This window comes from Xylophilus sp., from assembly GCA_009914555.1.
GTDB lineage: Bacteria > Pseudomonadota > Gammaproteobacteria > Burkholderiales > Burkholderiaceae_C > WNDY01.
Window position 1 is genome coordinate 1 of the sequence record WNDY01000092.1, and the last position, 11,101, is coordinate 11,101.

At 68.7% G+C, this 11,101-nt stretch carries 10 protein-coding genes, 2 tRNA genes and 4 pseudogenes; 12 read left to right on the plus strand and 4 right to left on the minus strand.

Annotation, left to right across the window (positions count from 1 at the left end):
* A pseudogene (locus tag GAK38_RS22305) lies at positions 1–131 on the plus strand (IS481 family transposase); the annotation flags it as partial.
* A gap of 19 nt (positions 132–150) precedes the next feature.
* On the opposite strand, the gene GAK38_RS24035 reads toward GAK38_RS22305, so the two are convergent.
* From GAK38_RS24035 to GAK38_RS22320, 3 genes are read right to left on the minus strand one after another with little or no spacing between them, the layout of a single operon-like run.
* On the minus strand, positions 151–477 hold the full coding sequence (locus GAK38_RS24035; protein WP_443089261.1) for a hypothetical protein: 327 nt from the start codon (positions 475–477) through the stop codon (positions 151–153).
* Positions 474–722 carry an acyl carrier protein gene (locus GAK38_RS22315; protein WP_443089262.1) on the minus strand — a complete coding sequence of 83 codons (249 nt, stop codon included), beginning with the start codon at positions 720–722 and terminating at the stop codon, positions 474–476. Before GAK38_RS22315 ends, GAK38_RS24035 begins: the two co-directional genes overlap by 4 nt.
* On the minus strand, positions 719–1,180 hold the full coding sequence (locus GAK38_RS22320) for a holo-ACP synthase (RefSeq protein ID WP_325347109.1): 462 nt from the start codon (positions 1,178–1,180) through the stop codon (positions 719–721). Before GAK38_RS22320 ends, GAK38_RS22315 begins: the two co-directional genes overlap by 4 nt.
* A 164-nt stretch (positions 1,181–1,344) precedes the next feature.
* Here GAK38_RS22320 and GAK38_RS24040 point away from each other — a divergent pair.
* The 5 genes and pseudogenes from GAK38_RS24040 to pgsA all read left to right on the plus strand — a co-directional run.
* A pseudogene (locus GAK38_RS24040) lies at positions 1,345–1,509 on the plus strand (hypothetical protein); the annotation flags it as partial.
* Positions 1,510–1,556: 47 nt separating this feature from the next.
* A pseudogene (locus GAK38_RS22330) lies at positions 1,557–1,844 on the plus strand (diguanylate cyclase domain-containing protein); the annotation flags it as partial.
* A 139-nt stretch (positions 1,845–1,983) separates the two neighbouring features.
* Positions 1,984–2,492 (plus strand): annotated as a pseudogene (locus tag GAK38_RS22335) (EAL domain-containing protein); the annotation flags it as partial.
* A 43-nt stretch (positions 2,493–2,535) separates the two neighbouring features.
* Entirely contained in the window at positions 2,536–4,512 is a 1,977-nt protein-coding gene (gene uvrC / locus GAK38_RS22340) for an excinuclease ABC subunit UvrC (protein WP_325347110.1), read from the plus strand.
* Positions 4,513–4,669: 157 nt separating this feature from the next.
* Positions 4,670–5,236, plus strand: coding sequence for a CDP-diacylglycerol--glycerol-3-phosphate 3-phosphatidyltransferase (gene pgsA, locus GAK38_RS22345; protein ID WP_325347111.1), 567 nt, complete (start codon positions 4,670–4,672; stop codon positions 5,234–5,236).
* Here pgsA and GAK38_RS22350 read toward each other — a convergent pair.
* Positions 5,229–6,152, minus strand: a complete 924-nt coding sequence (locus GAK38_RS22350; protein ID WP_325347112.1) for a LysR substrate-binding domain-containing protein — start codon at positions 6,150–6,152, stop codon at positions 5,229–5,231. The two genes, pgsA and GAK38_RS22350, sit on opposite strands and share 8 nt — an antisense overlap.
* Positions 6,153–6,233: 81 nt before the next feature.
* Here GAK38_RS22350 and GAK38_RS22355 point away from each other — a divergent pair, with 81 nt between their 5' ends.
* The 6 genes from GAK38_RS22355 (at position 6,234) to GAK38_RS22380 (ending at position 11,008) form a co-directional block, all read left to right on the plus strand.
* Positions 6,234–7,124: an alpha/beta fold hydrolase gene (locus tag GAK38_RS22355; RefSeq protein WP_325347113.1), complete on the plus strand. Its 891-nt coding sequence runs from the start codon at positions 6,234–6,236 to the stop codon at positions 7,122–7,124.
* A 22-nt stretch (positions 7,125–7,146) separates the two neighbouring features.
* The gene (locus GAK38_RS22360) at positions 7,147–8,232 is read left to right on the plus strand and encodes a tartrate dehydrogenase (RefSeq protein ID WP_325347114.1); all 1,086 of its coding nucleotides are present in this window, start codon (positions 7,147–7,149) and stop codon (positions 8,230–8,232) included.
* Positions 8,233–8,505: 273 nt separating this feature from the next.
* Positions 8,506–8,778, plus strand: coding sequence for an HU family DNA-binding protein (locus GAK38_RS22365; RefSeq protein ID WP_325347115.1), 273 nt, complete (start codon positions 8,506–8,508; stop codon positions 8,776–8,778).
* A 16-nt stretch (positions 8,779–8,794) separates the two neighbouring features.
* Positions 8,795–8,870, plus strand: a tRNA-Val gene (locus GAK38_RS22370).
* 87 nt (positions 8,871–8,957) lie between these two features.
* Positions 8,958–10,874 carry a SurA N-terminal domain-containing protein gene (locus GAK38_RS22375; protein ID WP_325347116.1) on the plus strand — a complete coding sequence of 639 codons (1,917 nt, stop codon included), beginning with the start codon at positions 8,958–8,960 and terminating at the stop codon, positions 10,872–10,874.
* A gap of 58 nt (positions 10,875–10,932) precedes the next feature.
* A tRNA-His gene (locus GAK38_RS22380) sits at positions 10,933–11,008 on the plus strand.
* Positions 11,009–11,101 lie beyond the last annotated feature (93 nt).

Sequence of the window (11,101 nt, forward strand, 5' to 3'; positions counted from 1 at the left end):
TGTACAACCAGCAACTGCCGCAGTCAGCGCTGGGCAGCAAGACGCCCATGCAGGCCATGAAGAACTGGTATCAGACTCACCCGCATCTGTTCCATAAGCGGCTATATGATCGTCCGGGATGCGACACGTAGGTCTTCGTCATGCGTCGGTTCAGATCTTTTGATGAACTTGCAGCAAGGCGGCGCCCCCGGCGTGGATGCGGCCGTTGCCGATCATCCGGGCTGAGAGCAGGTCGCGCAGGTGGCGGCCGACGCTGTTGGGTGTGTCCAGCGTGAAGCGCCGCCCGCGACCTGTACGGCGCAAGGAATGACCGCTGCCGCCCAGCGCGGCTGGCACCACGGCCGACGGCAGGCGGGCCTCGCGCAATGTGCCGACGGCCTCGGCTGGAAAGCGCGCCTGCCGGTCCACGCCGTCGGCATGGCGCGCGGCGACCTCGGCGCCGATGCGGTGGGCCGCGGCGACAGCCTGCATGCTCATCCCGCCAGTTCCTCGACCGCGTCGCGGATGCTGGCGATGCTGCCGAACACGCCGCGCTTGAGCATGCGGTCCGGGAACTCGACGTCGAATTCGTTCTCCAGCGCCAGCATCACGTTCACGCTGGCATGCGAGGTCAGGCCGTTGCGGTACAGGTCGGCCTCGTCGGCCAAGGCGGTGACGTCGGTCGACAGGCGGCCGTGCCGGGCCAGCACGGTACGGATGGCGGCGGTGGTGTCGGTGCTCAATGCAGTTTTCTCGGTGGTCGATGGGAAGGATGACCGGCCTCGACCATTGCGGCCACCACGGCGATGGCGTAGTCGTCCTCGTGGCTCAGCGACAGCGACAGTTGAGCGATGCGCTCGCGCCGCGCCAGAGCGCGGGCCGGGCCGTGCAGGGCCAGTCCGACCCATCCGGCCGGCTGGCGCACCACTTCGATGCTGCGCCAGTCGAGCCAGCGCTGCGCGGGCCGCAGAACCTTGATGCAGGCTTCCTTGGCCGCGAAGCGTGCGGCCAGGCGGCGCGGCATCTCGGCCGGGCTGCTGCCGCAATAGGCGATCTCGCGTTCGGTGTAGATGCGCTGGAGGTAGCGCATGCCGAAATGGCGCAGCGCGTCTTCCACGACCTGCACACGCGCGAGATCGGTGCCCATGCGCACGGCAGCGGCCGGCGGCTTCATGTTGGTCAGGTTGTGGCGGGCGGGCATGAATCCACGAGGGAGGGCGGTTTGAGGACGTGGAGTTTCAAATTGTAATTGTCCCGGCGGTCTTTCGACAGTGGGTCAATTGTCAAAAATATGCTGGCACCGTCGAATGGATAGTTTCATGGCGCTGCGGGGGACACTGCCAGCTGCGCCGCATGGAACTGGTGATGCAGCATGCGACCAACAGGGTCGTGATCACCGGCCCCGACCGGCGCATCGAATGGGTGAACCTGGCCTACACGCGCATCACCGGCTGGACGCTGGAGGATTGCCGCGGCAAGCGGGCCGGCGCCTTCCAGCACAGCCCCGGCACCGATCCCGACGTCGCCCGCCGGCTGCAGGAAGCGCTGCAGCACGACAAGCGGTCGAGGGCATCGAGTTGCTCAACTACATCAGGTCCGGTCGGCCCTACTGGGTCAGCCTCAGCATCCAGCCGGTGCGCGACGAGGCCGGCAGGGTCTGCCAGTACGTCTCGGTGCAGAGCGACGTCACCGCCCGCAAGGAGGCCGAGCAGGCCGTCCGCCGGCTGGCCTTCTTCGATGCGCTGACCGGTCTGCCCAACCGCCAGCGCCTGGCCCGGCGGCTCGCGCACAGCCGCGACGCGATGGTGGCCGCGGGGCAGTGGGGTGCGCTGCTGCTGGCGGACCTGGACCATTTCAAGGACCTCAACGACACCCTGCGGCTGCTGGCGGCCTTCGCCGTGCCGTTTGACATCCAGGACCACCCCTGGCGCATCACGGCCAGCATCGGCGTGGCGATGTTCGGCCCGGGCGCGGGCGGCGTGGACGAACTGCTGCGCCATGCAGTGGGCCGCCGAGCCGGCCACGCGGGGGCTGACCATCGCGGTCAACGTGAGCGCGCGGCAGTTCCACCATCCCGACTTCGTGCGGCAGGTGCTGGCCGCGCTGGAGGCCGCGGGCGCGAAGCCGCAGCGGCTCAAGCTGGAGATCACCGAGAGCATGCTGCTCGGCGACGTGGACGACATCGTCGACCGCATCGGCCGGCTCACGGCCCCGGGCGCAGGCTTCGCGCTCGACGACTTCGGCACCGGCTACTCGTCGCTGTCCTACCTCAAGCGGCTGCCGCTGGACCGGCTCAGATCGACCGGCCCTTCGTGCGCGACGTGCTCACCGACGCCAACGATGCGGCCATCGCCCGCACCGTCATCGCGCTGGCCCGCAGCCTGGTCCTGGGCGTGGTGGTCGAGGGCGTGGAGACCGAGGGCCAGCGCGCCTTTCTGGCCGAATGCGGCTGCGGCCTCGACCAGGGCTACCTGCTCGGGCCGCCGGTGCCGGCGGAGCAGCTCCGGCTGTAACCCGGCGCAACGGGGTGGGGCAGGGCGCAACGACAATACGCCCATGTCCGACGATGTGCATTCCGACCAGCTGCTGGCCGAGGTGGCCGCGCTGCCCGCCCTGCCGGGCGTGTACCGCTATTTCGACGCCCAGGGCGCGCTGCTCTACGTGGGCAAGGCGCGCAATCTCAAGAAGCGCGTCTCCAGCTATTTCCAAAAGAGCCACGGCGGCACGCGTACCGGCCACATGGTCGGCAAGATCGCGCGGCTGGAGACGACGGTGGTGCGCTCCGAAGCGGAAGCGCTGCTGCTCGAGAACAACCTCATCAAGACGCTCAACCCGCGCTACAACATCCTGTTCCGCGACGACAAGAGCTACCCCTACCTCAAGATCACCGGCATGCCCGGACGCGCCGCCGCCGCCAGCGACCCGGCCGGGCAGAGGTACCCGCGCATGGCCTACTACCGCGGCGCGGTCGACAAGCGGCACCGCTACTTCGGCCCCTATCCGAACGCCTGGGCGGTCAAGGAAACCATCCAGCTGCTGCAGAAGGTCTTCCGCCTGCGCGTGTGCGAGGACACGGTCTTCGCCAACCGCACGCGGCCCTGTCTGCTCTACCAGATCAAGCGCTGCTCGGGGCCCTGCGTGGACCTGATCTCGCCCGAGGCCTACGCGGTCGACGTGGCCCAGGCCGACGCCATGCTGCGCGGCGAGACGCAGGAGCTGCTGCAAACCATGGAGCGGCGCATGATGGCCCACTCCGAGCGGCTCGAATTCGAGCAGGCCGCCGAAGTGCGCAACCAGATCACCGCGCTCTCGCGCGTGCTGCACCAGCAGGCCATCGAGACCGCATCCGACAAGGACGCCGACATCCTCGCGGTGCAGGTGCAGGGCGGGCGCGCCTGCGTCAACCTGGCCATGGTGCGCGGCGGCCGGCATCTGGGCGACCGGGCCTACTTCCCGGTGCATGTGGAGGACGCAAGCGCGCTGGCGGTCGAGGTCGCCGGCCTGGAAGGCGAGGGCGAGGACGCCGCCGCGGCGCCCGGGTCGGTCGAGGCGCGCGTGCTCGAAGCCTTCATCGCCCAGCACTACATCGAGTCGCCGGTGCCGCCCTCGCTCATCACCAGCGAGCCGGTCGGCGCGGAGCTGCTGGCCGCGCTGTCGCAGCAGAGCGGCCAGAAGGTCAGCGCGGTGCACGCGCCGCGCGAGCAGCGCCGCGTCTGGCTGGAGATGGCGCAGCAGAACGCCGCGATCCAGCTGACCCGGCTGCTGGCCGAGGAAGGCTCGCAGCAGGCCCGCACCCGCGCGCTAGCCCAGGCGCTGGACCTCGTGGACCTCGATGGCAGCGAGCGGCTCGACGAGCTGCGCATCGAATGCTTCGACATCTCGCACACCGCCGGCGAAGCCACGCAGGCCTCGTGCGTGGTGTTCCAGAACCACCGCATGCAAAGCGGCGAATACCGCCGCTACAACATCGAGGGCATCACCGGCGGCGACGACTATGCGGCCATGCGCCAGGTGCTCACGCGCCGCTACGGCAGGATTGCCCAGGCCGTGCGCGAGGCCGGCGGCGCCGCGCCCCAGGGCGTGCGCATGCCCGACCTCGTGCTGGTCGACGGCGGCCGCGGCCAAGTCTCGATGGCGCGCGAGGTGTTCACCGAGCTGGGGTTGCCGCTGTCGCTGATCGTCGGCGTCGAGAAGGGCGAGGGCCGCAAGGTCGGTCTGGAGGAACTGGTCTTCGCCGACGGCCGCGAGAAGGTCTATCTGGGCAAGGACTCGGCCGCGCTGATGCTGGTGGCCCAGATCCGCGACGAGGCCCACCGTTTCGCCATCACCGGCATGCGCGCGCGCCGCGCCAAGGTGCGCGTGGGCGGCAGCAGCCTGGAGGAGATCCCGGGCGTCGGTCCCAAGAAGCGGGCGCGGCTGCTGCAGCGCTTCGGCGGCGTGCGCGGCGTGGCCGCGGCCAGCGTGGACGACCTGACGACAGTGGACGGCATCTCGCACGACCTGGCCGAGGAAATCTACCGCGCGCTTCGATAGGGGAGTATGGGCCTGAGGCGCGTGTAATACGTCCGCAATAGAGGGTATGACCCGGGAGTATGTGAAAGGCGGCGCCCCGGCGGCGAAGCCGGCCGCCGCAGTGGCCCACTGCCCGGCCATTGAGAACGACCGGCCCGCTCGTGACACAATCCAGCCCATGTTCTTCACCATTCCCACCATCATGACCTGGACGCGCATCGTCGCGATCCCGCTCATCGTGGGGGTGTTCTACGCGCCACTCGATCCGGCCACCCGCAACCTGGTAGCCACGGTGCTGTTCATCGTGTTCGCGGCCACCGACTGGCTCGACGGCTTCCTTGCGCGGCGGCTCAACCAGACCTCGGCCTTCGGCGCCTTCCTCGATCCGGTGGCCGACAAGTTCCTGGTCTGCGCCTCGCTGCTGGTGCTGGTGTACCTGCGGCGCGCCGACGTGTTCGTCGGCCTCACCATCATCGGCCGCGAGATCGCCATCTCGGCTCTGCGCGCGTGGATGGCGCAGATCGGCGCCTCGCGCAGCGTGGCCGTGCACATGATCGGCAAGCTCAAGACCACGGTGCAGATGGTCGCGATTCCGTTCCTGCTCTACGACGGCCGGCTGTTCGGCCTGATCGACACGGGCGTCTGGGGCACCTGGCTGATCTGGGCGGCCGCCGTGCTGACCGTCTGGTCGATGGTCTACTACCTGCGCCGCGCGCTGCCCGAGATCCGCGCCAAGGTCAGGTAGCTGCCTTCCACGGCTCGCCGCGGAAGCGCGCGGCGAGGAAGTCCACCAGCAGCCGCAGCTTGCGCGGCGTGCGCGGCTGCCAGGGCGCGAGCCACTGGATGTCGGCATCGTGCATCGCGTAGTCGGGCAATACATGCTCCAGCGAGCCGTCGGCCAGCTGCGGCGCGATGTCCCACAGGCTGCGCAGCATGATGCCGCGGCCGGCCAGGCACCAGTCGCGCACCATCTCGCCCGAGTTGGACGCCAGCGGCCCCTGCACCTGAACCCGCCGCGCCTCGCGTGCTCCGGCGCGCTGCAGCGTCCACACGTCCGCGCCCGCTGCCGTGTTCTCGCGCACCCGCAGGCAGTCGTGCACGTGCAGGTCGTCCAGCGTCTGCGGCCGGCCGCGCTGTGCCAGGTAGGCGGGGGCCGCGGCCAGCACGCGCCGGTTGCGGGCCAGCCGCCGGCTGGTCCATTGCGCGCTGCGCGCAGGCGGCACCTGCCAGAGCCAGACGGCGCCATCGAAGCCCTCGGCCTGCAGGTCCGGCAGCTGCTCGGTCAGGTACAGATCGATGCGCAGGCCGCCGTGGCGCTGCTGGAAGTCGGCCAGCGCCGGCCCCAGCCAGCGCCGCCCGAAGCCGAAGGTGGCCGCGATGCGCAGCGGGCCGGCCGGCGCGCTGCCGTGCTCTTCCAGCGCGGCATCCAGGCGCCGGAAGCCCCGCAGCAGCTCCTGTGCATGGGCGCAGACCTCCAGCCCCTCGGCCGTCGCATCAAGCCGCCGCGTGGTGCGCACGAAGAGCCGGTGGCCCAGCCGCTGCTCCACGGCCGCGAGCCGCTTGGTGACCACCGAGGGCGCCAGGTCCAGTGTGCGCGCGGCGCCGGCCAGGCTGCGCTGGCGCTGCACGGCGAGGATGAGTTCGAGGTCGCTGCGGTCCATTGCGTTGTTTCCAATCTGGAACGAATGTCGGTTCGCATTGTTGCTTGATCGCGGCCCGTCCGCCGGCCGACAATGCGCCGCATGCTCGCCGACTTCCACGACTTCACCCCGTTCACCATCGAGCGCGACGGTCTGCGCATCGCCGGCCTGCGCGGCGGCCGCGGCGCGCCGCTGCTGCTGCTGCACGGCCACCCGCAGACGCATGCGATGTGGCACCGCGTGGCGCCGGCGCTGGCCGAGCGTTTCACGCTGGTGCTGGTGGACCTGCGCGGCTACGGCGATTCGGCCCGCCCCGCGCCGGACGCAACGCACGCGGCCCATTCCAAGCGCGAGATGGCGCGCGATGCGCTCGCGGCCATGCGCCACCACGGCTTCGACCGCTTCCAGGTGCTGGCCCACGACCGCGGCGCCCGCGTGGCGCATCGGCTCGCGGCCGACCATCCCACTGCGGTCGAGCGCCTGCTGCTGCTCGACATCGCTCCCACGCTGGCCATGTACGAACGCACCGGCGAAGCCTTCGCCCGCGCCTACTGGCACTGGTTCTTCCTGATCCAGCCGCCGCCGCTGCCCGAGACGCTGATCGCATCCGACCCTGCGCGCTACGTGCGCAGCGTGATGGGCGCGCGCCACGCGGGGCTGGCCGCCTTCGCGCCCGAGGCGCTGGCCGCCTACGAACGCGCCGCGGCCCTCCCGGGCACGGCCGAGAGCATCTGCGAGGACTACCGCGCATCGGCCGGCATCGATCTGGAGCATGATCGCGCCGACATCGCCGCCGGCCGCCGGCTCGCGCAGCCGCTGCGCGTGCTGTGGGGCGCGCATGGCGCCGTAGGCCGCAACTTCGACGTGCTGGCGCTGTGGCGCGCGCGGGCCGACCAGGTCGACGGGCAGGCGCTGCCCTGCGGCCACTACATCGCCGAAGAGGCGCCCGCGCTGCTGCTCGACGAGGCCCGCGCGTTCTTCCGGCACGCCTGAATCCATCACCGAGGACACATCCATGAGCAAGCACCGCATTGCAGTCATCGCCGGCGACGGCATCGGCAAGGAGGTCGTGCCCGAAGGCGTCCGCGTGCTCGACGCCGCCGCTCGCAGGTTCGGCATCGACCTGCAGTTCGACTACTTCGATTTTTCCAGCTGGGACTACTACGAGCGCCACGGCCGGATGCTGCCGGACGACTGGAAGAAGCAGATCGGCGGCCACGACGCGATCTTCTTCGGTGCGGTCGGCTGGCCCAACAAGATTCCGGACCATGTTTCGCTCTGGGGCTCGCTGCTGCGGTTCCGCCGCGAGTTCGACCAGTACGTCAACCTGCGCCCGGCACGGCTCATGCCCGGCATCGTCGCGCCCGTGGTGCGCCGCGACGGCTCGCCGCGCCAGCCCGGCGAGATCGACATGTACATCGTGCGCGAGAACACCGAGGGCGAATACTCCAGCATCGGCGGGCGCATGTTCCCGGGCACCGAGCGCGAGATCGTGGTGCAGGAGACGGTCATGTCGCGCCACGGCGTGGACCGGGTGCTGAAGTTCGCGTTCGACCTTGCGCAATCGCGGCCGAAGAAGCACCTGACCAGCGCCACCAAGTCCAACGGCATCGCGATCACCATGCCCTACTGGGACGAGCGTGTGGCAGAAGCGGCCAGGGCCTATCCCGACGTGAAGGTCGACAAGTTCCACATCGACATCCTCACCGCCCACTTCGTGCAGCGCCCGGACTTCTTCGACGTGGTGGTGGCGAGCAACCTGTTCGGCGACATCCTCAGCGACCTGGGCCCGGCCTGCACCGGCACCATCGGCATCGCGCCCAGCGCCAACCTCGACCCGGACCGGCGCTTCCCGTCGCTGTTCGAACCGGTGCACGGCTCGGCCCCCGACATCGCGGGCAAGCACATCGCCAACCCGATCGGCCAGATCTGGTGTGGCGCGATGATGCTGGAGTTCCTCGGCCACAAGCAGGCGCACGACGCGATCCTGCGCGCGATCGAGCAGGTGCTCGTGCCCTCCAGCGGTGCGCCGCGCACCCCCGACATCGGCGGCAATGCACGCACCGGCGACCTCGGCCGGGCCATCGCGGAGATCCTCTGAGCCACGTGCATCGCGTTGGCGCGTTACAGAAAAAAACGGCGGCTTTCCCAAGGGAAGGCAGGGGGATCGGGGCTAGAATCCGCCTCCTTGCCGCTGCGGCGGGACCCGTATTGACACCACATCGGCCGATGGCTCTAATCTGCGGTGCACGGCGGTCGCCGTGACATTCCCCGCCTCCCTTCCCCGCATGCCGTGCTGTCGCGCCATGTGTGCATGGAGGCCAGATTCTGAAGCGTCGTCCTGATCAACTCATTCCTGTACGAGGGGCCCTTTGTGAATAAGACCGAACTGATTGAGCACATCGCCACCAACGCAGACATCTCCAAGGCTGCCGCAGCGCGTGCGCTCGAGTCCACGATCGAAGCCGTCAAGAAGACCCTGAAGAAGGGCGGCACCGTGTCGCTGGTCGGATTCGGTACCTTCGCCGTCGGCAAGCGCGCAGCCCGCACCGGCCGCAATCCGCGCACCGGCAAAAACATCAAGATCAAGGCTGCTAAAGTACCGAAGTTCCGTCCAGGCAAGGCATTGAAGGATGCCCTGAACTGACAAGTTTGAAGAAGGCGGGTGCTTAGCTCAGTTGGTAGAGCGGCGCTCTTACACGGCGTAGGTCGGCGGTTCGAGACCGTCAGCACCCACCACCCGCTCCAGGCAAAGGCGAACAAAAGTTCGCCTTTCTTTTTTGCCATCCCGCGGGCCCGCCCGCGACAACGATCGATTGACTGACCATGTTCGAATCCATCCGCAAGCACTCCAAGATCGTGATGTTCTTGTTGTTCTTGCTGATCATGCCGTCTTTCGTGCTCGTCGGCATCAACAACAACTACTTCAGCGAGAGGAGCGCCGTGGTCGCGAAAGTCGATGGCCATGACATCACCCAGGCCGACTGGGACAATGCGCACCGCCAGGAAAGCGACCGGCTACGCGCGCAGAACCCCGGCATCGACGCCAAGCTGCTCGACTCGCCGGCCGTGCGCTATGCGACGCTGGAGCGCCTGGTGCGCGACCGCGTGCTGGCCACCGCGGCGCAGAAGGAGCACCTGAGCGCGAGCGATGCCAAGCTGGCTCGCAGTCTGCAGGAGATTCCGGCCATCGCCGCGCTGCGCAAGCCCGACGGCACGCTCGACGGCGAGGCCTACCGCGCGCTCGTCGGCGCCCAGGGTCTGACACCCGAAGGCTTCGAGGCCAGCGTGCGCCGCGACCTGTCGGTCAACCAGGTGCTCGGCGGCGCGGTCACCAGCAGCTTTGCGCCGGCGGCCCAGGCCGCCGTGTCGCTCGACGCCTACTATGAGCGCCGCGAAGTGCAGCTCGCGCGCTTCGATCCTGCCGCCTACGTGCCACGCGTGACGCCCACCGACGACGACCTGAAGGCCTACTACGATGCGCACACTGCGCAGTTCCAGACGCCCGAGCAGGCGGCCATCGAGTACGCGGTGCTCAACCTCGACGCGGTCAAGAAGGGCATCGTGCCCAACGAGGCCGACCTGCGCACCTATTACAACGAGAACCTCGATCGCCTGGGCGGCAAGGAGGAACGCCGCGCCAGCCACATCCTGATCACCGCCGCCAAGGACGCGCCGGCCGCCGACCGCGAGAAGGCCCGCGCCCGCGCGCAGGAACTGCTGGCTGCGGTGCGCAAGGCGCCCGCGACCTTCGCCGATGTGGCGAAGAAGAACTCGCAGGACCCGGGCTCTGCAGCCAACGGCGGCGACCTGGGCTTCTTCGCGCGCGGCGCGATGGTCAAGCCGTTCGAGGATGCCGCCTTCTCGCTGCAGAAGGGTGCGATCAGCGACGTGGTCGAGTCGGACTTCGGCTTCCACATCATCCTGGTCACCGACATCAAGGTGCCCAAGCGCCCGAGCTTCGAGGAAGTCCGTCCCAAGCTCGAAGACGAGTTGCGCCAACAGCAGGCCACGGCCAGGTTCGCCGAGGTGGCCGAGAACTTCTCCAACGGCGTCTACGAGCAGGCCGACAGCCTCAAGGCCACGGCCGACAAGCTGAAGCTGGAGATCAGGACGGCCAGCGGCATATCGCGCACGCCGCTACCCGGCGCCACCGGTCCGCTGGCCAGTCAGCGCTTTCTCGATGCGCTGTTCTCGCAGGACTCGATCGCCCAGAAGCGCAACACCGAAGCCGTCGAGATCGGCACCAACGAATTGGTGTCCGGTCGCATCACCGCCTATACCCCGGCGCGCACCCAGCCGCTCGACGAAGTGCGGGACCAGGTCCGCAAGAAGGTTGTGGCCGACAAGGCTGCGGCGCTCGCCCGGGCCGACGGCGAGGAAAAGCTCAAGGCTTGGCGGGCCGACGCGGCAGCCGCCAAGCTCTCGCCCATCCAGACCGTGTCGCGCGACCAGCCACAGCAGCAGCTGCCGCGCGAAGTGGTCGACGCCGTGCTGCGCGCCGCGCCCGCATCGCTGCCGTCCTTCACAGGCGTGGACCTCAAGGGCAACGGCTATGTCATCGCGCGTGTGATCCGCATCGTCGAGCGCCCGGCGCCCGCGGAGCAGGCGGCCCGGCAGGACCGGCAGCAGTATCAGCAGTGGTGGGCCGGCGCCGAAGGCCGAGCCTACTACGAGCTGCTGCGCAAGCGCTACAAGGGCGAGATCAAGGTAGCTAAGCCGGCCGCGGCGCTGGCCGGATGAATTCATCCCGACTTTCGCCAGAACGCCGCGGAAGTCTGGCTATAATTCCGTTCCTGTGGTGGCTGTAGCTCAGTTGGTAGAGTCCAGGATTGTGATTCCTGTTGTCGTGGGTTCGAGTCCCATCAGCCACCCCAAAAAATCTACTGTAAATACAGGCGCTTAGGCGCCTGTATTGCTTTTCTTGGGACGAATCTGGGACAAATCCGCGCCTAGCGTCGCTTCGAAGC